This is a genomic window from Pseudomonas sp. Pseusp11 (genome assembly GCF_047304405.1).
Taxonomy (GTDB): domain Bacteria; phylum Pseudomonadota; class Gammaproteobacteria; order Pseudomonadales; family Pseudomonadaceae; genus Aquipseudomonas.
This window is the reverse complement of record NZ_JBGLZF010000042.1, coordinates 13,621-36,076: the sequence shown is the minus strand read 5'-3', so window position 1 is coordinate 36,076 and position 22,456 is coordinate 13,621. Positions and strand designations below refer to the sequence as shown.

Below are 22,456 nucleotides of genomic sequence, written 5' to 3'. Positions count from 1 at the left end.
CCATGTATAAGGGAAAAAGCGCCCGGGCCGATAATTGATTTCGCCAATCGCCGCACACGCTATAACTATCGCCGTTTGCGTGAACCCAATCGAATCCACGTCGGCGCGTGATCGCTGGCATGAGGCTCGTTGCGAACCCAGGCGTCGACGCCGGCATCGTGCAAACAAGGAAACAAGCGACTAAAGGTGCGCGCCCTGCTGCGCAAAGTCTTCCTGCGAGACCTTGAGCAACGGCAGCAGTGCATACCTGTCCACCGGACGACTGAGGTAAAAACCCTGCACTTCATGACACTGATCCGAGATCAGGAAGTCCAGTTGCTCCAGCGTCTCGACACCTTCTGCAGTTACGGTCAGGCCCATCGCCTTGCCCAGGTTGATGATCGCCTGCACCACGGCGCGATCATTGCTGCCGCTGCTCATGGACGAAATAAAGCGTTTGTCGATCTTGATCCCGTCGAACGGATACGTGCGCAAGTAACCCAGCGAAGAATAACCGGTGCCGAAGTCGTCCATGTTCAGGCGCACGCCCAACTCCTTGAGTGCATTCATGGTCGCCAAGGCGCCATCGACGTCGATGAGCATCACGTTTTCAGTGATCTCCAGCTCCAGCCGACTGGCAGGCAAGCGGGTCTGGATCAACGCTTCGCGCACGTCCTCGATCACATCGCTACGGGCGAATTGAACCGGCGACAGGTTGACCGACACCATCATCGCACCGGGCCAGGTCAGGGCCGTCTCGCACGCCTCGCGTAGCACCCAGCGGCCCAAGGGCACGATCAGATCGGTCTGCTCGGCCAGCGGGATAAACGCGTCGGGGCTCAACAAGCCTTGCACTGGATGCTGCCAGCGCAGCAGCGCTTCGACCGAGACGATGCGCTTGCCATCGACGTGATAACGCGGCTGGTAATGCATCACGAATTCGTTGTTCTTGATCGCTCGACGCAGGTCGGTTTCCAGTTGCCGGCGATGCTGGATCTGATCGTTCATGTGTGCGGCAAAATAGCACCAGGTCTTCTTGCCATCGGATTTGGCCTGATACAACGCGATATCGGCACACCGAATCAGCTCCTGCGGAATGTGCCCCTGGCGCCGACTCAAGGCGATACCGATGCTCGCGCCAATGTGCAGCGAGTGATGGTCGTAGTGAATCGGCTGATGCAGGCTATCGAGCAAGTGCTCGCAAAACCGGTCGATTTCCGCGTGGCTGTCCATGCCATGGAGCACCAGCACGAACTCGTCGCCGCCCAATCGGGCGACCAGGTCAATGTCTCGTGTGCACTCGCGCAAACGGGTGGCGACTTCCAGCAATACCGCATCGCCGGCCGGGTGGCCGAGGGAGTCGTTGATCGGCTTGAAGTTATCCAGGTCGATCATCAACAACGTCAGCGCCGTCGACTGCTCTTTCAGTGCCAGCGCCTCATCGAGAAAACGCGCCAGTTTGTTGCGGTTCGGCAGGCCAGTCAGGGCGTCGTGCAATGACAGATGCTGGATCTGCGCATGGGCGGCAACTTCGTCGGTGATGTCGCTGGCCGTTCCGCGATAGCCCAGCACCGCGCCCTTGCGCTGGATCGGCCGCGCCGACACCCGGCAGACCCGCTGTTGCCCCGATTGATCGCGGTAGGAACAGCGCAAATGGCTGACGGCTTGCTCTTCATCGAGTTTGTTCAGCCACAGCGACAACGGTGTCGTATCGCAATGGAGCAATTGCCCGATGTTCTGTCCCAGCCACTGCTGATCGGAGAACCCGGTGACGGTGCTGAAGCGTCCCGACAGATAAGTGATGCAATGCTGATCGTCGATTTCCCAGATCCAGTCGGACGCGGCCTCGGCTACCGCACGAAAACGCTCTTCACTGGCCTCCAACGCCTGGTTCGACAAATCGAGGCTGGTGTAACTGGCATCCACATGCCCGGACGTGCGCAGGACATAGCGAAAGAAGTAAGCGGTCAACAACGCCAGAACCAACAGCGCCCCGCCCAGTGGCGGCAGCAGCGACCAGAGCAATTGATGACCCGGCCGCTCGAGCCGGGAGACCAGACTGTAACCGGTGCCAGCAAGGGCAATAGCGGGCTGACCGGGAGCGATGACGTTGTCGGGCGTCAGGCTCAAGTCGTGCAAACCGTAATCGACGCTCAAGGTGCCGAGCTTTTCAGGGTTCAGTTGGTCGACGTATATAAGCACCGAAGTGCTTTTGGGATCGACCGCCGGGCGTTCGTCATTGGGCACAATCGCGGCGGCCGACAGCAGCGCGGGTTTGCCCTCGAACAAGGTGTAGTGGCTGACGGGTTTGATGAGGTTCTCCTGACCCTGAACCTCGTCAATGAGCGTCGCCATCGATGTCGACAGATAGGCCGCCGCCTCGTCCTGCACCTGAAGCCCACGCACCACGGCGTATTTTGTTCGCTGAACATCGACCACGAAAACACCCTCGTAGTGGTCCATGGTGAACAGGGTTTTACCCATGTTTTGCTCGACGTAGGCCCACTGCACATCGACCTCGCCGTTCAGGTGATCGTAGGCCGACGTCCAGTCGGCATAACTGGCGATGTAGTTTTTCGTGGCGGTAATGCGGTTTTCCAGCGCGCGCTGGGTATAAAACGTGGTTTTGGCCAGGTCCTCGGCATCGAGCCGCCCGGCAATACTGAACAGGGCGATCAGCGCGATCAGCACCCCAACCACAAACAGCAGACCAACCACCAACATCAGGTTGCGGGTAATCGGGGTATGGCGTGCAGGTGCAGCGGTGGTAACGGCAGACAAATCCATGCACTTGATCCTGTCAATCGATTGCCCGATCGGAATGAGACCGGTGGGCCCGGTCGGTCAGGTGTGACAGCCAGGCTCTCTGCACTGACCATAGCAGGCATGCCTGATCATCGCTCCTGGACTGTAGCAGTGTGCATCGTTTTACCCCCCAGCCTGGTGGAAAGCGTCATCGATCCGAGCGCATCAGCGCCTCGACGCCCCCTTCCATCGACAACACCGCCGAGCGATTTCGCCCTGAGTGCTTGGCCTGGTACAGCGCCGCATCCGCGCGTTTGATCAACATTTCGGTGCTGTCGTGCGCCGTCGGCACAAACGAATAACAGCCAAGACTGACCGTCAGATAGCCCGTGGGCGAACCGCTGTGGGTGATGTTTTTGTCCATGACGCTGCGGCGGATTTGCTCGGCGATCGTCAGCGCGCCATGAATGTCGGTGTCCGGCAGCAACACCGCGAACTCTTCACCGCCGTAGCGCACCGCCAGATCGGCTTTGCGGTGGCAGCAACTCTTCAGGGCCCGCGCCACTTCGGCCAGGCAATGGTCCCCGGCCACATGACCGTAAGTGTCGTTGTAGCGCTTGAAGTAATCGATATCGAGCATAATCAGGCCCAGCGAGCTCGACCGCCGGGCACCGCGCCCGAACTCTTTCTCCAGCGCCCGTTCGAACAAGCGGCGGTTGGCCAACCCGGTCAGGCTGTCGTGGGTGGCGATCAGCTCCAGGGTTTTCTGCGCCTCGCGCAAATCCGCCTCGATGCGCTCGCCCGCGCGAACCTGATGAATAAACACCCAACCGAACAACCCCACGCCGAGGACAACCAGAGCGACGATCACACCGGATTGAATCGCCGTGTCGTACCAGTCCTTGAGGACGGCGTCTTTGGAGGATGCCGCCGCGACCACCACCGGATAGGCATCGAGCTGACGGTAGCCATACAGCCGAGGGATGCCATCGACCACCGAGTCGATCATGGCGTTGCCGGACGTGGCGTTGGGCAAGAGTTTCTGAAAAATCTCGCCCTTAGCCAATGACGTACCGATCTGCGATTCCACAAACGGCCGCCGCGCCAGCAGTGTTCCATCGGTCAATGCCAAAAACATCGCGCCGTTGTCGTCGAGGCTGAAGCTTTTGAAGAACTGATCGAAGTACGACATCTTGATCCCGGCCAGCAACACACCCTGGAAATGACCGCTCTGATCGTTTATCCGCCTGGAAACCGGAATGATCCACTCGCCATTTTCCCGACTACGAATTGCCGGGCCGATGTGCGCCAGGGTTGAGATGTTTTGCTGGTGAAACCTGAAATACTCGCGATCCGCCACACCAGCCCCGCGGGGTAGATCCTCGAACGACGTCACGGCCCATTGCCCCTGCCTGTCGAACAGAAATATCCCGTGCAACTGATGCAGCGCCTGCACCCGCCGGGCGAAGGTTTTCTGCAGGCGTGGCGTCTGGGCAGCGTCGAAACCTTCAGCCTGAATCCAGTCCACCAGACTGGTCAGTACCAGATCGGCCTTCATGAACGTGTCTTCGGCCTGCTGCGCCATGGCCCGGGTCAGGTTCGACGACGACACCTCGGCCAACGCGAGGTCGTGCCGACGCGACTGCTCCAGTTGCAGGTAAAGCAGCCCACAGAGACAAAGGCATACCGCCGCAATGAACAGCACCGCGGCCTTGAGCAAAGGCAGTCGCTTCAAGGCACCGCCGGACGCGTGCTGCGGATCGTGAATGGGGATAGGCAAAAGTGAGTCCTGGAAGGGTAAGACATGGGCAACGGCCCAAAGCCCCTATTTTTTTGAGCGTAGTCTACGGGGTTGTGCGGGATAAACAGAGGATTGAGGGATAAATGGTTGTGTTTTAATTCCATGACGCAAGGCAAAACCACATGACCTTGAAGGAGCTACGATTAACTGACATCACGACAGGAAATCGAAATGAGTAAGGTAGACGAGCTCGCCGCGAAGCTTAAACAATCCCGGCAAACCAGTGCCGACGCGACCATCGCCGATCAAGCCATCGACAGCTGGCCCGCCCAGGTCTACGAGCTGTATCACCAGATCGAAGCCTGGCTGCAACCACTGATCGAGGTGGGCCTGAAGCTGCGACGCAATTCCACCCATGTGTTCGAGAGTGCGCCGGACGGTGCGACTTACGATTACGCCATCGACCAACTGCTGATCGAAGGCAACCACCACGGCATCACCTTCGACCCCGTCGCGCGCTTCACCGTCGACGGTGCCGGGCGGATCGAAATCCACTCGACAGGCAAGGAACTCGCCTTGTTACGAACCGTGAACGAACACGGCGAGACGCAGTGGTGGCTCCAGGCGAGCGAACAATCCGGACAACAACCGGATGCGATCGCGCTGACGGAACACAATTTGCTGCTGGCCGTGCAGGAAGGCTTGGGGCTTTAAGGCCTACAAATTGCTCTGCTCCGCCGCTACCGAGGGAGGCGCCGCTCGCCTCCCGTCCAGCGCCGGCGGCTCCGAAGTCCGATTCAACGCCCGCAATACCGGGGAATCGTATCCATATACATCGGGCTTGAATGTCACGCGCCCATCAAGACTCAGGTCCACCGTCCAGTAGGCCAACAGCACCGGCACTTTCACCGGGAGCCTGATGTTCTCTGTCTTGCCGTTGGCTAACTGTTTTTGAATCCCTTCGCTGTTCCAGTGAACCGGATCGTTGAACAACAGCTCCACCAATTGCAGCGGGTTTTCTACCCGAATACAGCCAGAGCTGGTCGCGCGATTGGATTTCGCGAACAACTCTCGATGCGGCGTGTCGTGCAGATAAATCGAATACTCATTGGGAAAACGAATCACCACCTGCCCCAGCGAGTTATCCGACCCCGCATCCTGCCGTAAGGTAAGGCCGCGCGGGTTGTCCCAATCGACAGTGGACGGATCAAGCACATTGCCATCTCGATCGATCACCCGAATCCGGCTTGCCTCAAGGTAACCAGGATTGTCGCGAATCTTCGGTAGCATGTCCTTGAGCAGAATCGTCGGTGGCACGGTCCAGGTGGGGTTGAACGTGACGTAGGTGATCGCGGATTGAAAAATCGGCGTGCTGCGAAACGGCTTACCGACCTGCACCCGTGAGCGCCAGATCGGTTTGCCATCGCGATAGAACGCGACTTTATACCCGGCGATATCGACCACGACGAAGGTGCCCTGAAGCTTGTACAGCAGCCATCGCGCCCGCTCCATGTTCACCCGCACCTGATCGATTCGCGCCTCGACCGGTACATTCAGCTCCGCGAGTGTCGCCGGCCCCGCTACACCGTCCGCCCCAAGGTATTGCTCGGTCTGAAACTTCTTCACCGCCGCAGTGACGGCGTCGTCGTAGTCGGTGCGAGCAGTCCCTTGCGCGGCGAGATAACCGCCCGCCGCCAAACGCGTACGCAATAGAGCGACCGAGGCGTCGTCCATGCCGGGCCTGAGCGTCTGCCCTTCCGGGATCTTTGGCCAGCCACCCCGATCACGAACCTTGCGCAATTGCGCCAGGCCATGGCGCAACGTGCCGTAAACCGCTTCTTGGGGCGGCGCCTGGGCGAAGGCGCGCGCAATGTCATGGCTATCGAGGGCGGCAAAAAACTTATTGACGTCCTCCCGAGGATCGACGCCAGCGGGGTCGAAGTTCCAGTGGATGTCCAACCGCGAAGGGTCGACCTTGCCGCGCCGCAACTGCAGCAGCGCCGTGATGAACGTTCGGGTGGCGGAGATATCAAAGGCTGCCCGTTGCCCGGGGGTTGGGGTGGTTGTCTGCATCAACGTGCGGGCCTCGGCCAACTCGGCGATCCGGAAATCCGCGGGGTTCAGGCCATCGGCCTGAGTATCGCCCAGGCTTTTCAACAACAGGGCGACATCGTCATCGTCCGTCCAGGCAGCGCGATAGCCACGATGGCTATAAAAATCCAGCACGACTCGGTTCACATCGACCCGTTGATGACGCGGCGAGGTGAGCAGCGGCGGAAACGCCGAACTCAATGGCGCCAACTCCGCCTGAATCGCTTGGCCAACATAATCACCGGGGGCAGCTTCAGCCACACTGCTAACGGGAGATACCGGCTCAATCGGCGAAGTTTGCGCGATCGCCGTGCCGCTTATCAGAAAGCCCATAAAAAATATGCGGCTTATGACGAATAACCTTGTTAACTGCGCCATGGATAATCCTTAATCTCCCGTTTTCAACCGGCTAGCGTCGTGCGCGCTGCTAGACTCGAAATATTCAGATGAGACTTGCATATGGCCCCACACCGCTTTGGCTGCTTAATGACGGCCCTGCTGCTGACTGCTTTTTTTACATTACCGGCAGCCTACGCCGATTCACTTGAAGCTGCCTTGGTCAAAGCGGCCCCCGATGCCAACGCCAAAGTCATTGCCCTGGCCGTTCGCGCCTCCCAATGCAGCCGGGCCCAAGGCACGTCCCCGGCGCAGAGACTCGCAGTGATCGATTATTCCCTGCCCTCGACCGTACAACGTCTTTGGGTTTTCGACCTTAAACAACGCAAATTGTTGTTCCATGAACTGGTCGCCCACGGTCGCAACAGTGGCGAGAACATGGCCAGCCAATTCTCCAATCAGAATGCCAGCTACGCCACCAGTCTGGGTTTGTACCGCACCCAATCCAGCTATGTCGGGCAGAACGGTTATTCCTTGCGCATGGAAGGTCTGGAACCGGGTTTTAACGACAACGCCTTCGAACGGGCGATCGTCATTCATGGCGCGCCTTACGTCAGCCCTGCCCTGGCGCGGGCCAATGGCCGGATCGGCAGAAGTCTCGGCTGCCCGGCGGTGAGGCCTGCGATTGCACATCGGCTGATCGACTCGATGAAGGATGGGCAGTTGTTATTTTCTTACTACCCGGATCAGCGTTGGTTGAAGTCTTCTTCGTATATCAATTGCGGTAACGCCACCGTGGCGGATTCGTCCAGGTCCAATAGCAGCCCTTGAACACCGCGTGAAACTGTCAAAACTGTAATCTTGGCCTCAGCCTGCTGAAAGGCACCGCCCGTTAGCCTCCTCCCCATTGAGTTCTCTTCCTTCCGCTCAGGATGGACCTGAGGGCTTCATCAGGCTGACGGACGGGATAAAACGGCATGCATTCCAACACCTCAAGACGCACCTTTGTGAAGGGCCTGGCCGCTGGCGGGGTGCTCGCTGGCCTCGGGCTGTGGCGCACGCCAGTCTGGGCGGTCACCAGCCCCGGCCAACCGAATGTGCTGGCCGGTACCGACTTCGACCTGTTCATTGGCGAATCCCCGGTCAACATCACCGGCAACCCTCGAACCGCGATGACCATCAACGGCGGCATTCCCGGCCCCCTGCTGCGCTGGCGTGAAGGCGACACCGTCACGCTGCGGGTGAAAAACAAACTCAAGGACAGCACGTCGATTCACTGGCACGGCATTTTGCTGCCGGCCAACATGGATGGCGTGCCGGGCCTGAGTTTTCACGGGATCGAACCGGACGGCATGTACGTCTACCAGTTCAAGGTCCGGCAGAACGGCACTTACTGGTACCACAGCCATTCGGGCTTTCAGGAACAGTCCGGGGTTTACGGGCCGTTGGTGATCGACGCCAAGGAGCCGGAGCCGTTCCAGTACGACCGCGACTACGTGGTGATGCTCACCGACTGGACCGACGAAGACGCCGTCGGCCTGATGAAAAAACTCAAGAAACAATCGGACTACTACAACTACAACAAACGCACCGTGGGCGATTTCATCCACGACGTCAGCGAGAAAGGCTGGGGCTCCACGGTGGCCGATCGCAAGATGTGGGCCGAGATGAAGATGAACCCCACCGATCTGGCCGACGTCAGCGGCGCCACTTACACCTACTTGATGAACGGCCAGGCGCCGAACATGAACTGGACCGGCCTGTTCCGTCCCGGCGAAAAGCTGCGCCTGCGTTTTATCAACGGCTCGTCCATGACCTACTTCGACGTGCGCATCCCGGGTTTGAAAATGACCGTGGTCGCGGCGGATGGCCAACACGTCAAACCGGTGAGCGTCGACGAGTTCCGCATCGCGGTGGCAGAGACGTTCGATGTAATTGTCGAGCCGACCCAGGACGCCTACACCCTGTTCGCCCAGTCGATGGATCGAACGGGTTATGCGCGAGGCACCCTGGCGGTGAAGGCCGGGTTGTCGGCGCCGATTCCAGCGCTGGATCCGCGACCGCTGGTGACCATGGATGACATGGGCATGGGCGGTGACATGGCGGGGATGGACCACGGTGACATGCAGGGCATGGACGGCGGAGACATGCAAGGCATGGACGGCGGCAACATGCAGGGCACGAACAGCATGGCCGGAATGGATCACAGCAGCATGGACATGGGTGGCATGGGTGGCATGGCCGGGATGGCCGGGATGCAATCCCATCCCGACACGGAAAAAGACAACCCGCTGGTGGACATGCAAGCCATGAGCACCACGCCAAAACTCGACGACCCGGGCATCGGCCTGCGCAACAACGGCCGCCGTGTGCTGACCTACTCCGACCTGCGCAGCACCTTCGAAGACCCGGACGGCCGCGAGCCCGGCCGCACCATCGAACTGCACCTGACCGGCCACATGGAGAAGTTCGCCTGGTCGTTCAACGGCGTGAAGTTCTCTGATGCCGAACCCGTGCGACTCAAGTACGGCGAGCGGGTTCGAGTGGTGCTGGTCAACGACACGATGATGACTCACCCCATTCATTTACACGGTATGTGGAGCGACCTCGAAGACGAGAACGGCCAGTTCATGGTGCGCAAACACACCATTGATGTGCCGCCGGGATCGAAGCGCAGCTATCGGGTCACCGCCGATGCGCTCGGCCGCTGGGCCTACCACTGCCATCTCCTGTACCACATGGAAATGGGCATGTTCCGTGAAGTTCGCGTGGAAGAATAAGGCGCTACCCATGACCAGACTCACTCCGATCACTTTGACCCTCGTTACCATGGGCCTGACGCTCTCTTCGGCCATGGCCGCCACCGACAACATGCAGGGCATGGACCATAGCCAGATGCCGGGCATGGATCACAGCCAGATGCAGAGCGAGGATTACGGGCAAATGCTGCCCGCCGCGCCGACCCAAAGCCGCACGCCGATCCCGGCATTGACCGACGCCGACCGTGCCGCCGTTTTCGTCAGCCCCGCCGGCCATGACATGCACGACAGTGCGCTCAACTATTACTTCCTCGCCGACAAACTCGAATGGCAGGACGCCGACGACGGCAGCGCATTGGCGTGGGATCTGTCTGGCTGGATCGGCGGCGACATCGATCGCCTGTGGCTGCGCTCCGAAGGCGAACGCATCAATGGCAAAACCGAAGACGCCGAAGTCCAGGCACTGTGGGGTCATGCCATCTCCCCGTGGTGGGACGTGGTGACCGGCTTGCGCCAGGATTTCAAACCCGGCGCCCCGCAAACCTGGGCCGCGTTCGGCGTGCAAGGCATGGCCCTGTACAACTTCGAAACCGAGGCCACCGCGTTCATCGGCGAAGGTGGCCAGACCGCTGCGCGACTGGAAGGCGACTACGACATCCTGCTCACCAACCGGCTGATTCTGCAGCCGACCGCCGAGCTTAACGTCTACGGCAAAAACGACCCACAACGGGGCATCGGCTCCGGACTTTCCAGCACCGAAGCCGGGCTGCGCCTGCGCTATGAAATCCGCCGGGAATTCGCGCCCTACATCGGCGTGACCTGGAACCGCACCTACGGCAAAACCGCCGATTACGCCAGGGACGAAGGCGAGGACCGCAGCGAAGCGCGCCTGGTCGTCGGCGTTCGCCTGTGGTTCTAACGCTTCAACTCAAAAACCTAAAAAACAACCGCTTAAAGCGGTAAGAGGCCTTGCATGCGCACCATCAAAACCACCGCTGTCGCCATCGCACTTTCCACCGGGCTGCTGATGAGCGCACTGGCTCAAGCCCACCCGAAACTGCTCTCCTCAACCCCGGCCGAAGGCGCGGACGGCGCAGCACCGAGCAACATCGAGCTGCACTTCTCCGAAAACCTCATGACCCAATTTTCCGGCGCCAAACTGGTCATGACCGAAATGCCCGGCATGGCCCATTCCCCCATGCCGATGAAAGCCAAAGTCTCCGGCGGCAGCGACCCGAAAACGATGGTCATCACCCCGCTCTCGCCCCTCACCACCGGCAGCTACAAAGTCGAATGGCGCGCCGTGTCTTCGGACACTCACCCGATCACCGGCAACGTTACGTTCAAAGTGAAGTGATTGATGAGCGACTCGGTCGGCATTGCCCTGCGGTTTGCGTTGTATGTGGATTTGATGCTGTTGTTCGGGGTGGCACTTTTTGGGCTGTACAGCCTTAAAGGGCAGGAACGGATGTCCGGGGCGGTGCTGCCATTCCGGTCGATGCTGGCGGGGACGGCAGTGCTGGGCGCGGTGTTGTCCGTCGCCAGCATGGTGATGATGGCGAGCGCCATGAGCGGTGAAACGGACTTCGCCGAGCTGCGTCCGCACATCGAGATGATGCTGTTTGAGACGGATGTCGGCTTGGCTTGGGGGGTTCGCATTGTTGCGCTGGTCATCGCTGGCTTAGCGGTGATGCTCCGTGCATCTGGTTTCAGTTTATGGGTCGCGGCTTTTGCCGGTGCTGTTGCCCTCGCCAGCCTGGCCTGGAGCGGACATGGGGCGATGGATGAAGGCAATCGTCGCTTTTGGCATTTCACGGTGGACATTCTGCACCTGCTGGCGGCGGGGGCTTGGCTTGGCGCGTTGCTGGCGTTTGCGTTGATGGCGAAGATCAACGCCCTGCAAACCGAAGCGCGCCTCAGGTTGCTGGCCCGCGCGGTTAATCGGTTTGAGGCGATTGGCGCGGCCATCGTCGTGGTGATTACGGTGACGGGGGTGGTGAATTATCTGTTCATCGTTGGGCCGAAGCTGGACGAGGTGTTTCTCAGCACTTACGGGATTCTGCTGTTCATCAAAGTGGTGCTGTTTGCCGGCATGCTGGTGCTCGCCGCGTTGAACCGGTTTCACCTCGGGCCGTTTCTGGAGCGCTCGTTGCGGGACGGGCAATACACGGTCGCCGCCAATGCGTTGCGGCGCAGCGTGGTGGTGGAATTGGCGGCGGCGGTGTTGATTGTGGGGTTGGTGGCTTGGCTCGGAACGCTGAGTCCGGAAATGGGTGCCCAGTAGGGAAATGAGAGCATCCGATGACCGGCCAGAGCAGTCAGTGGACAGGGTGAGGGTCCTTTACTAGCGTCTAACCACACTAGATTTCAAGCCAGAGGGTTCAACACCCAAGCGCCAAGGTGAAAAAAGCGGCGCAATTATCGAAAGGAGTTCGAAAATGGCTGAAGTAATGAAAGTGGTGGATGTCGACTTAAAGATACTTAAATCAAACCCACCGCAGCTACACATATCGGCAATTGGCCTGGTGAATTCTGGTGGATGGACAAACCCGAGACTGGAGCCGCGGGTTTACATTCAGTTCCCACCAGACGGCATTCAGGACTTCGATTTTGTTGCTGATCCGCCCCAAGGGGCTGCTATACAGGTCATCCTTCCCATCGACGCATCAAAACTTTGGAAAGACCCGCCACTCGATAAACTCAAGGGAGTAAGAGTGCACTCGGCTAGCAACTCGATTGAAGCGCATCTTAAGAGTTCGAAGTCCGTGGCTTGTGCATAAACAACTCATGTAGAGGGATACGTGTCGGGCCTTGCCTGACACGTATCATGCGCTGGAGTGAATGGGGTATTGGGACAGTAGATGACAGCCGAGAAGCGCTTTCACTACACTGCTTCCGCTTGAACCCCACTCTGTCACAAAAGCCCGATAACAATGAAAACCATAAAAAGCACAATGATGCTCTGTGGCCTGCTGGCTCTATCCTGCGGCGCTCAGGCAGAGCAAAGCCTTTCGCACCTGGACACCGTCCTGCAACAAAGCCAACTGCGCGTTTGCACCACAGGCGACTACAAACCCTATACCTTCAAAGGTGAAGACGGCGAATACTCGGGCATCGACATCGCCATGGCCCGCTCGCTGGCCGACAGCCTGGGTGTGAAGGTCGAGTGGGTCCAGACCACCTGGAAAACCCTGATGCCCGACATGCTCGCGGGCAAATGCGACATCGGCGTCGGCGGCATCTCCGTCACCCTGGAACGCCAGAAAAAAGCCTTCTTCAGCACCACCCTGGACGTCGACGGCAAAATCCCTCTGGTGCGCTGCGAAGATCAGGCGAAATACCAGACCCTCGAACAAATCAACCAGCCTTCGGTTCGCCTGGTCGAACCCGCCGGCGGCACCAACGAAGCTTTCGTCCACGCCTTCCTGCCCAAGGCGCAACTGCAGCTTCACGACAACGTGACCATCTTCCAGCAACTACTGGATAAGAAGGCCGACGTGATGATTACCGACGCCTCAGAAGCGCTGTATCAGCAGAAACTCAAACCGGGGTTGTGCGCGGTCAACCCGACGCAATACATGCAGTATGGGGAGAAGGCATATCTGCTGCCGCGGGATGACATCAGCTGGAAGATGTATGTCGATCAGTGGCTGCACCTGGCCAAGGTGACAGGGAATTACCAGAAAATTCTGGGTCAGTGGATCGCGGTGCCAGAGGCTAAATAGCCCGTTAGTCCATACATAGCAGCTGGCGCAGCCTGCGTTCGACCGTAGCAGCTGTCGAGCCTGCGAGGCTGCGTTCGGCTACGTTCGGCTGCGCAACAGTCGTAAAGTCAGAACATGCGGTTCATCAGGCAAATCACGCAACGGCGAAAACGCCCCAGCCGTTGCGTCATGCATTAGTCGTGCAGCAAGCCCGAGCTGTACTCATTAAAGCTGTTGCCGATCGCGCTCCCACCAAAGCTCACCTTGTTGGGGTTATGGCCATCGAATTGTTGGCAGCCTTCTGAAAAGCAGGAACTGGTGCTCACACCCGAACAGGCGCTCAAGAGCAAAGCACCGGTGATCAGCATGGCTTTGAAGAGGTTCGAGATCATTTTTCTGTTTCCTGTGGGCTGGAGGCGTGGCTACACCGAGCTTAGGTGGTCATCCTATGCCACACGGATACCAAACTTGATGAAACATTGCTGAGCGACAGCGTTGGTTCAGCATCCTTGTTTTCTTTGAAGCGACCCACCTGCTCAATGGCGGCTTTGTGCGGGAGACCTTCGGGTCTGCCGGGTTCCTGGTTTCCCGGTCTTGCAGACCCGTGCACAGCTGCCACCGCATCGATTTGGGCGCTGCTTTCTCATTCCGTTTTCGCGGGCGGAGATCCGGCAGATCAGATAGTGCATATAAACATACACTCGATATTTCAATTTTTTCCAAAGGCAGAAAATTTCCCGGGGTGGGAGCTTTGTGCTCGCCTATACTAAAAAGATTAAACAGTGTCAGCGAGTGCGCTTAACAAGATATTGAAATTATTGAAATTCAGGCGTCTTTTGGAGTTACTGTTTAAAAAACATATTTCTGTGATGATCTGGTGTCGCAACGAGGATTTGATATGAACGTCTTGTTGAAAGAACTTCTGGCCTATCATCACGAAGTGGCTATAAAAATTACTCAGATCAAAGAGTTGCTGAGGAAAATCAGACATGAACCCGATGGAACTGATGACTGCAAGCTGTTGTTCACGATGCTGGAAGCCTTGCATGGTGATGCAGAGCGACACCACCATGAAAATGAAGAACTTATTCGGCTGGCCTTGCTAGCGACTGAGGCGCCGATCCACCAACGGGTCAAGGATATCGAGCGAGATCATCAGGCATTTGAGCGCATTGCTGGACAGTTGAAGATGTTGGGGGATACCACTAAGGAAACGAGAGTAATTGCTGACGCTATCGATGACTTCATCAAAAAATATTACGATCACATGGACGCCGAGGAGAATATTTTCTTTCCAGCGGCAGATAAGTGGCTGTCAGACGACCAGTGGCAGGAAATCAAGCATCAATGGCATTAATTGGAGCTCGCCGTACACCTTAAACAATTAGCTATTACTTAGTACTGACCTCACTAAGTAATTACGCGAACACCACGTATTAACTTACAGGGGTGTCCGTATATCGATGGCTCTTTGTTGCAAGTCACTCAACCCCTCCCGCTCCTGTTCTCACTCGCTCTCAACTACCTCCGCTAGACTCACCTGAGCCCCGCAAGCCCAATCCTGATAAACTCCCCACCTCCCAGCCTCACCCATTCCAGAAACGCCAATGCCACCAATCACCACCACACTCGCCCTGCTCTCCCGCCGCTTCTGCGTCGCCCCATTTTGCGTCGATCAGGCTGGTTGTTGGTAACTCAGCATCTCTCTTTTACGCAAACACGCTTATTTGAAATCGCCCATTTATTCTCGAGGTAATGGTGACCCACTCTTCTGATCAACGTGCTGACGAAAAAAGCCTGCCTCGATTGTTGCTCGATCTACTTTGGCAAATCGCCGTACTGTTGATCCCGATTTTTCTCGTGGCGGTATTACCGCTGCTGTGGGCGCTCGGTGTCGTACTGGGTTGTGCTGCCTTGATGTGGCTGACGGCACGGGCCGGTTGGCAACGAACCGGTCGAGGGGCTGCCCGGGTCATGACCTCTGCCGCAATAGGCCTGGGTTTTAATCTGGGCAGGGCTTTACCGGCGTACTGGGACATAGCGGGGGCAGCGGCTGTGATGTTCTTCGGGCTGGCTTGCGTCAGTCACTTGGAAAGACGTTTTGGCCTGGTCGATAAAACACAGGCCAAGTCGTCACCGCTATCGCCTGGTCAGTCTTCAGGCGGCGCCAGTGCCTGGGGTGGGGACGAACCGCAGCAAACTCCCGAGGGCGAGCCCATCAGGGTGTTCAACTACAGCGAAATCGCCATGGGCGGGCCCGTCCTGTGCGATTACCTATTTCCCGATGGGGTGCTGCTCCAGGGCCTTGGGTCGTCGGCTCGCTTCTCGAATGACGGACGTTATTTCGCCGCGCCTTTACCCTCGCGCCAAGCCTGGGGGTTGGTGATTCTGGATCGACAGTTGCGTCAGCTTTACCAGTGTTCGTGTGATGAATTTTGGGAACTGGATGCCTTTAACGACGGCATCCTGAGTGGGCGTTACAGTCCTCTGGTCGACAACGGCGCACGGGAGATCAGCCTGGAACAACTGCTGACGACGGCTGAAAAGATCAGCCTGGTGCCCGTTGTTGACCTTTGGGTTGAGCCTGGAGCCTGGCAAAAAAAACTTGCGCTCGAAACGTTCCGGCATACGTCCCCCGATGGTCAGCAATGTTTGGACGCCTGCCTGGCGCTGCCGGCCAGTCTGCGTGAATTGCCACAGCCTTGCGCCCCGCTGATGAGCCCGGAATACCGCGTGAGCATAAACGGTGAGCCCACTTCGTTGCTGATCAGGGCCGATACCTCAATCATCTGGAATCACGATAGTCGCTCGTTCGCTTGCCATGCACGGATGGATGATGAGCAACCGCAAGCCCTCGAATACTGGCTCTGGCACGTAGACCGCGGCTGGCAAGCATTGCCTTGTCCGTGGCTATCTGCCGACAGCGAACCTTCCATGGGTTGGAGCGCCCCCCTGGAGCTGGATGACCACTACCTGCGGCTATCGTCCTACTTCGACTACCCGCAGCCTGATCGCGGTCGCTATGGTTATGGCTTGTACAGCATACACAGCGACTGTGAGTCTCAGGTGGGCCATGATCCGAACGGCCGAGTGCAGGTTGCGCAGCGGCACCTGACTCGCGTGCGGTTGGCCGTGCCTCTGGTGGGTGATGGACAGCGAGGCGCGACGATGGTCGAGTCGGCACCATTGATTGGTGATACGCGGGCTCAATTTAGCTGGCGGCAAGACAACAGCCTGGGGCTCGGGGGTTATACCTGCAGGATTGGGGACTGGGAGTTACCGGGCGTTTGGCTGCTCGATCATCGAGTTTCAGACACTGGACGTTACATCGCATTAATACCGTTCGCCCTGCCGCCCGCCACAGCAGGTCACGTGGTGGTGGTCGACGCACAGGAACGACAATTGATGAACAGCCCTCCTCTGTTGGTCGCACGATTGTTGGACTTTCGTGGGCCGAGACTGAGCCTGGCAGTGATTCGAGGTCGCCTGGATCAGGATCGGCAAAGCAGTCCATTGCAGCGCTTTGATCAATCGCCACCCGAGGCGGACGATGCCGCTGCATTTTGCCAGTATCGACAGGACTCGCGGCTTTACTACGAGTGGTGTGAGCTCAATGTCAGCCAACAAGGCCTGAGCGCCCTCCCCGATTGGCGCCTGGTTAAACAGCCACAGTCTGCAATCGCCGATGGAAACTTTGTCCAGCCAGCACCGATGGATAAAGATGCCGCTTGGCTGTTCGGTTGTGAAACCGAATACGCCGACAGTTGGCTACGCGTCCAGAGCCCACGCCTGGGCGGGCATTTGCTGACGGCGTCCGGTTGCGCCATCAGCCATCTCGCGCCCTCGATGATCTGGTCCGAGGATGCACGTTATCTCGCGCTGACTCGACTCCATACCAACGTCGACGATGACCACGGAGGTCGCTTGGCATGGCAGATCTTGCTGTTGGATGTCCAGGAGCGAACCTTGAGGCATTCACCTCAGTGGCTCCACAATCGACCACAGTTTGAAGGTTTTAATGCCAATGTCTTGAAGGTGCGTCTATTTCTGCGCGACTGGGAAGCCGAGGATGAAAGAGACCGAGGCTCAATCAGCGCAATGAAGTTGAGCGACCTGCTGGCACTCCCCGCCGAATCCCTGTGCCCGCACGCAGGACTCTGGCTGACGAAGGATCAACTGTGTCACTCCGAAGCGTGGCAAGCATTGGATACATCGGCCTTACGCCATTGGCGTTAGTCACGTTTATCACTGGCGCTGGCATGGCGCGCGGAAAGAGACGAAGCCGACTGAGGCACGTTCGGTTGAGTCACGTTAGATGTCGGGCCTGAGCTTAATCTTGCCTGACAATATCGGATGTCCGTGGCGAGCTGTGGACCATGGGTGAAAACGCCGGCCATATCAAACAAGGTTTGGCGCGATTGAAGAAATTAGACATTGGTTAACCGATTGAACACCAAAGGCTCGAGGTGAATCCGGTTCACCTCACAGACAGCTATCAGCCAATGGCAGGCACCACCGATTAAGCTCTGAAATGAAAACGGGGTTTTAGTCCGTTTTCCGTGCGAACTAAAGCTACGTCAGTCGTTGTCAAATTAGGCTGTGTCCTCCATCCGCCCCGTCCGACCTTGTCATCACTACTTCCATCACCTAACTTAGCCTTCCAGAAGGCTTTGCAATCATGAGATTCCACAGTCAACAAATGTTTACCAATGGAGGTGATGACTATGCCGCTCTCCGGCGAAGCACTCTACACTCAACTCGGGCAGTTAATCGTCGATATGCCTGACCTTAGGAATCATGAATGGAACACGCCTGCGGGACAGCGCTGGCTAGGCCGTGCAACCGCCTTGTTGGAAGAGAGCGGCAATGCCGTCGACGCACTAACTTTCAAAGTGACCGCTCAGGGCTTATCTAGCGATCCCTATCAACCAGGGCACGCCGCTGCCGTTCAGCGGCTGACCGCCGTTCTCCATCATGCTCTGGCCGTCGCAGAACTGCGCGCGCCGGCTACCGCTCAAAATGGATTCATACCAGTTGGCGAGCCGTTTACAGCTCTGACCGCTATAGCTGGGGTCATGGCTGAAGCAACTGACTCAATACTTCTGGTCGACCCCTATGCCGACAGAAACCTACTCACTGAGTATGCAGTTCAGGCAGCCGAGCAAATTTCGATCCGAGTGCTAACTGACAGCTACTCACTCAAACCAGGTTTGGCACCAGCTAAGCAGGCATGGATAAACCAATATGGAGACAGTCGTCCGCTGGATATCCGACTGACCCCTGCACGAAGCCTGCACGATCGGCTCATCATTGTTGATGAACGTGCGGTATGGAGCCTAGGACAATCGTTCAATGCTCTCGGCACCCGTTCGCCAACAGCGCTCGTGCGCGTTAATGAAGAGACCGCTTTGCTAAAAGTTCAGGCTTACGAGCAGCTCTGGGCATCAGCTACCCTATTGGCTTAGAACACATTCTTAGACACTTGGATTCTACTGGCCGTATGCAGCAGGAACTTGGTATTGATCAGGTTCCGATTCGAAGGCATCGGCCGGTTGAATCCACAGCCAAAAGCAGACACTGGCGTGCTCGATCACGACTTCGCCATCTGAATTATATGCAGTTTTTTTGCAATTATTACGACCACTCAAGTTCCTGTTCACTCAGTGGCGAGTGACCGGTGGTGAGTTGATTCACATGCAACCAAGTTCTCCACGCTATTTTGCAGATAGGCGCGCTTAGAAACCCGAAACGTACGCGGTCTATCCGAAGCTTTGGAGCTATATTGTTGTCGCTGGAGATAAGCACTCAAATAACTCCCCTCCCCCACAGAGTCCTCAGCGATACATTGCCCATCCAAAATAATTTACATCTCAAATAAAGCAGATTAAACCCTGATAAATTTCGAATCGCGCTAATAAATTTTATTTTTACACCAATATAAACTATAAACACAAGATCGCCACCCCTTAATCAATCTTAAGCGATGCTAAGCTGACCAGCTACAGCAGTAAAAAAACAAATACAACGAATGGAAAGGTTACTTCTGATGAAACACCTTATCATTGTAACGACCTCACTCTATATGTCCGCTTGCGCAACCAATGTGGAAATTCTTAGTGCTGATCAACGCAGGATGACGAGCGAGGACAGTAAGTATGTGAAAGAACAGCTCTCAGATATATATGCACAAATCTCTAAGGTTAATTCCTTAGGCGCATTGGTAGCAGTTCCTGCCGATCGATCATCCAAGCCTCAGGTTGTGACAGGCGACTCACCTGTTTCGGCTTTAATCGCAAATCCTGAATTCCGCCCTCCGAGAGAGGGGACGTGCTACTTCATTTACTCCGAAATAAGCGCAACAGAGCCGCTCCGGACACCATGTGGCTTGTATAACGACCAAGCCAGACAGATTACTCAACTCACCGAAAAGGTCGTAGACCAAAGCAAGCAGATTGCTGACGTCACCGGTGAAATTCGGCGTTTGGATAAAGGACAGTTTGCGCTCGGCTCAGTTTTGCAACCGTTGTTATCTGCGTCCAAACTGAACTCTGAACAGATTGATCTGCTGCATAAACAATCTGATGTAATAGCCGGAGGTTTCGAACAAAGCGTCGTCATGCAGCGAAATACAAACGATACACTTCAAAAAACTCTAGTAGAGCTTAACTACAACAATCAAGAACTTAATAAAAGATTAGATACGCTAACCGAAAAATTTGGTGCGCTCAAGTGAAGCGTCAGCGATTACTTTTATCGATGACGTGCCTGCTAGGTACAATCCTTGTGCAAGCAGACGAACGCACAACACTTGAGACAATAAAAGACTCCTACGAAAACGAGCAGAAACACTTTGAGCGTGAAGCAGAAATCCGGCGCAATGCCCTTTCACAACTACGTCAGCAAATCGATTATGAGTCGAAATTGAATACTTTACAAAGCAAAGTCACCGACAACCTGAAATTGTTACAGGAAGGTGTAAAGCAGACATTCGCCCAAAAAACTTTTAAGTCGGCAATGACAGCCTTGGAGATGGTATCCAATTTTATCGACGAAAATACGGCAGAGATGGGCATTAGCAGCTTAACGATTGACGAGCCTACAATCCGGCGCAAGATAAGGGAGACAGAAAAAAAAATAGATACTGCGTTGGCAAACGCAGCTATCGCTAAGCAAGTTGCTGGAGAGGCTAAGGCGGCGTTAGATCAACTTCCAGCAACTGCCTCCACTCCAAAAGCGTTCGAGTGGGTTGCGATTTCTTTGGGCAAGGTTGCTGCAGCCCAGCAACAACGACAAGACGCACGCGACAAAAAAGCAGCCGCAGATGCCGCAAAATCGAACAAAGGAGGCAACAGAGACGGTACAGAAAAAACTACTGGGGGAAGTACAGGGACTCATAGAACTGGAGAGGTCACTGTCGGGGAGGTGGACGATCCTGACGTTAAAATCGAAATAAAATCAAAGGATTAGCGATCTCTTTACCAAAGACGGCTATGGGTCGAAAGTAGCCGGTGACAGCGTCACCAACTGACCATACGCCAATTGTACTGGGGTATGTGGCGGCTTTGGCGCTAGAGTCCCGTGTTTGCTGGCTGTAACGCCCGTTCCTGCCTGTTTGCATAAATGCATAGTGGGCATTGAATGGCATAGTTTGGCGTACGATTTACCCCATTTTTGCCCCATTCCGCCCGTCGATACCGCTGACTGTCCTTGAGTTCATGGTCGTATCTGGCAAGACTAGAGATAGTCAATATAAATGTCCTTAGTCAGTTGCTTTAGACTAGGAAAGGACAAAGCACCGGTCCACATCCAAACACCGGTATCGTCTCTGTCGCATATCAGATTGAGACAAACCAGTTCAAGGCAGGTCGATCCCTAAACGCTCCTTAAGCACCTGTTTCCCATAAGCCTTTCCAAGCTCCAATAGGACAGCAAGGCCTGCGACACCGGCCTTCTCCGCTCCGGCCTTGGTACGACGCCAGACCTCACCATCTCTGATCGTATCGAGGAATTCATGTCCCCTCATCGTCAGTCGTTTCGGTCTCCAGTCAAAATCGCTCATCGAACATAGATCTTGCGCAACGATGAGTCCCGCCTCATGTAACAACATGACGTGATAGGCAATCTCATCGTCGCCGTGATTCTCGATTGTCAAATCGATCCAGGAGTTAGGCGTTTGGTCACTGGCTTCAACTGCCAGCAGAATCTCGCGCACTAGGTCTTTTTCGAGTTTCATAGGCTGCACTATCCTTTGTATGATCTGGAGCATTACCACCTACAGGCTTGTCAACCGAGCTAAGTCCTGGCTGCACCACCGAATGTAAGCATGGTAAGTAAGCTGCCATCCTCTGTGCTGAAGCTCTGGACCAAATCCGACAATTTTCGATGTAATGAACAATATCACTGAAGCCACAGATGGCCAGCTAGATTGTGGATGGGAATTACCGCTGTTACTTAGAAACCGCTCGAACGCCAATCGAGCGCGTCTTCGAAAGCTTCCTCCCATACAAGTCTGATACAGTCGGCCTCGATAAATTCGCAGACAGGAAGTCAAGCATGGCCAAACCAGCCGCACGCATCACTGACCCGACCAGTTGCCCCATGCCTGGGCACGGTTCCAAAGCCATCGCCTCCGGTTCTCCCGACGTGTTCTTCGACGGACTTGCAGCCGCGACCAAAGGCGACACCTGCACCTGCGGCAGCACTTTAGCTTCGGCCGTGTCAGGTACGGTGTTCATCAATGGCAAGAATGCCGCACTGGTCGGCACTGTCGGCACCCATGGCGACGTCGTGATTGGCGGCTCGGGTACGGTGATCATTGGCGACTCCCATACGCCAGCACCGTTCATTCCGCCTACCCCGATGACCATCCACGGGAACTGGATTGGCTTTAAGATTCCCGCGACAGAGAGCTATGAAGGATTTGCCTGCACGGCTCACTTTGACGATGGGTCTTCAATGTCCGGGGTATTCGACTCAAATAATTTAGTCAAATTCTCCAATCCCACCGGAAAAGCTTGCCATACATTGGCATTCGCCCAGCACGAGAACACCTGCACAACCGCAGGAATCGACGGATTACTGAACGACATCTTGGGATAAGG

General features: G+C 56.4%; 19 protein-coding genes and 1 pseudogene. 14 read left to right on the top strand and 6 right to left on the bottom strand.

Going from position 1 to position 22,456, the window contains the following annotated elements:
• Positions 1 to 65: 65 nt before the first annotated feature.
• The 3 genes and pseudogenes from ACCC96_RS25140 to ACCC96_RS25130 form a co-directional block, all read right to left on the bottom strand.
• Positions 66 to 170, bottom strand: a pseudogene (locus ACCC96_RS25140) (exodeoxyribonuclease III); the annotation flags it as partial.
• A gap of 10 nt (positions 171 to 180) precedes the next feature.
• Positions 181 to 2,766, bottom strand: coding sequence for an EAL domain-containing protein (locus tag ACCC96_RS25135; protein WP_413697227.1), 2,586 nt, complete (start codon positions 2,764 to 2,766; stop codon positions 181 to 183).
• A gap of 166 nt (positions 2,767 to 2,932) precedes the next feature.
• On the bottom strand, positions 2,933 to 4,504 hold the full coding sequence (locus ACCC96_RS25130) for a GGDEF domain-containing protein (protein ID WP_019649351.1): 1,572 nt from the start codon (positions 4,502 to 4,504) through the stop codon (positions 2,933 to 2,935).
• 192 nt (positions 4,505 to 4,696) lie between these two features.
• On the opposite strand from ACCC96_RS25130, the gene ACCC96_RS25125 reads away from it, so the two are divergent.
• Positions 4,697 to 5,179, top strand: a complete 483-nt coding sequence (locus tag ACCC96_RS25125; protein ID WP_018928117.1) for a hypothetical protein — start codon at positions 4,697 to 4,699, stop codon at positions 5,177 to 5,179.
• Between the two features lie 3 nt (positions 5,180 to 5,182).
• On the opposite strand, the gene ACCC96_RS25120 is transcribed toward ACCC96_RS25125, so the two are convergent.
• Complete coding sequence (locus tag ACCC96_RS25120; protein ID WP_413697226.1) at positions 5,183 to 6,934, bottom strand: L,D-transpeptidase family protein; 1,752 nt, start codon at positions 6,932 to 6,934, stop codon at positions 5,183 to 5,185.
• A gap of 81 nt (positions 6,935 to 7,015) precedes the next feature.
• Between ACCC96_RS25120 and ACCC96_RS25115 the strand changes: the two genes are divergently transcribed.
• The 7 genes from ACCC96_RS25115 (at position 7,016) to ACCC96_RS25085 (ending at position 13,376) form a co-directional block, all read left to right on the top strand.
• Positions 7,016 to 7,723, top strand: coding sequence for a murein L,D-transpeptidase catalytic domain family protein (locus tag ACCC96_RS25115; protein WP_258673251.1), 708 nt, complete (start codon positions 7,016 to 7,018; stop codon positions 7,721 to 7,723).
• A gap of 146 nt (positions 7,724 to 7,869) precedes the next feature.
• Positions 7,870 to 9,672 (top strand): copper resistance system multicopper oxidase, encoded by a 1,803-nt coding sequence (locus tag ACCC96_RS25110; protein ID WP_413697225.1) that lies wholly within the window; start codon positions 7,870 to 7,872, stop codon positions 9,670 to 9,672.
• Positions 9,673 to 9,682: 10 nt separating this feature from the next.
• Positions 9,683 to 10,570, top strand: a complete 888-nt coding sequence (locus ACCC96_RS25105) for a copper resistance protein B (RefSeq protein WP_413697224.1) — start codon at positions 9,683 to 9,685, stop codon at positions 10,568 to 10,570.
• Between the two features lie 54 nt (positions 10,571 to 10,624).
• On the top strand, positions 10,625 to 11,008 hold the full coding sequence (copC, locus tag ACCC96_RS25100) for a copper homeostasis periplasmic binding protein CopC (protein WP_413697223.1): 384 nt from the start codon (positions 10,625 to 10,627) through the stop codon (positions 11,006 to 11,008).
• Positions 11,009 to 11,011: 3 nt separating this feature from the next.
• The gene (gene copD, locus ACCC96_RS25095) at positions 11,012 to 11,935 is read left to right on the top strand and encodes a copper homeostasis membrane protein CopD (protein WP_413697222.1); all 924 of its coding nucleotides are present in this window, start codon (positions 11,012 to 11,014) and stop codon (positions 11,933 to 11,935) included.
• A gap of 154 nt (positions 11,936 to 12,089) precedes the next feature.
• The gene (locus ACCC96_RS25090) at positions 12,090 to 12,431 is read left to right on the top strand and encodes a hypothetical protein (protein ID WP_258673242.1); all 342 of its coding nucleotides are present in this window, start codon (positions 12,090 to 12,092) and stop codon (positions 12,429 to 12,431) included.
• 153 nt (positions 12,432 to 12,584) lie between these two features.
• Positions 12,585 to 13,376 carry a transporter substrate-binding domain-containing protein gene (locus tag ACCC96_RS25085; protein ID WP_413697221.1) on the top strand — a complete coding sequence of 264 codons (792 nt, stop codon included), beginning with the start codon at positions 12,585 to 12,587 and terminating at the stop codon, positions 13,374 to 13,376.
• Between the two features lie 173 nt (positions 13,377 to 13,549).
• Here the strand turns inward: ACCC96_RS25085 and ACCC96_RS25080 are convergent, their stop codons facing one another.
• The gene (locus ACCC96_RS25080; RefSeq protein WP_305478264.1) at positions 13,550 to 13,747 is read right to left on the bottom strand and encodes a hypothetical protein; all 198 of its coding nucleotides are present in this window, start codon (positions 13,745 to 13,747) and stop codon (positions 13,550 to 13,552) included.
• Between the two features lie 506 nt (positions 13,748 to 14,253).
• On the opposite strand from ACCC96_RS25080, the gene ACCC96_RS25075 reads away from it, so the two are divergent.
• From ACCC96_RS25075 to ACCC96_RS25055, 5 genes are all read left to right on the top strand, one after another.
• Positions 14,254 to 14,712 carry a hemerythrin domain-containing protein gene (locus ACCC96_RS25075; protein ID WP_413697220.1) on the top strand — a complete coding sequence of 153 codons (459 nt, stop codon included), beginning with the start codon at positions 14,254 to 14,256 and terminating at the stop codon, positions 14,710 to 14,712.
• Between the two features lie 398 nt (positions 14,713 to 15,110).
• Positions 15,111 to 17,591: a hypothetical protein gene (locus ACCC96_RS25070; protein ID WP_413697219.1), complete on the top strand. Its 2,481-nt coding sequence runs from the start codon at positions 15,111 to 15,113 to the stop codon at positions 17,589 to 17,591.
• Between the two features lie 482 nt (positions 17,592 to 18,073).
• Positions 18,074 to 18,820 (top strand): hypothetical protein, encoded by a 747-nt coding sequence (locus tag ACCC96_RS25065; RefSeq protein WP_413697218.1) that lies wholly within the window; start codon positions 18,074 to 18,076, stop codon positions 18,818 to 18,820.
• Between the two features lie 581 nt (positions 18,821 to 19,401).
• Positions 19,402 to 20,088, top strand: a complete 687-nt coding sequence (locus tag ACCC96_RS25060; protein WP_413697217.1) for a hypothetical protein — start codon at positions 19,402 to 19,404, stop codon at positions 20,086 to 20,088.
• 50 nt (positions 20,089 to 20,138) lie between these two features.
• Entirely contained in the window at positions 20,139 to 20,822 is a 684-nt protein-coding gene (locus tag ACCC96_RS25055; protein ID WP_413697216.1) for a hypothetical protein, read from the top strand.
• A 388-nt stretch (positions 20,823 to 21,210) separates the two neighbouring features.
• Here ACCC96_RS25055 and ACCC96_RS25050 read toward each other — a convergent pair whose 3' ends face one another.
• Entirely contained in the window at positions 21,211 to 21,588 is a 378-nt protein-coding gene (locus ACCC96_RS25050) for a DUF2513 domain-containing protein (protein ID WP_413697215.1), read from the bottom strand.
• A gap of 320 nt (positions 21,589 to 21,908) precedes the next feature.
• On the opposite strand from ACCC96_RS25050, the gene ACCC96_RS25045 reads away from it, so the two are divergent.
• A complete protein-coding gene (locus ACCC96_RS25045; protein ID WP_413697214.1) occupies positions 21,909 to 22,454 on the top strand; it encodes a PAAR domain-containing protein in 546 nt (181 codons plus the stop codon).
• The last annotated feature ends 2 nt before the right edge of the window (positions 22,455 to 22,456 follow it).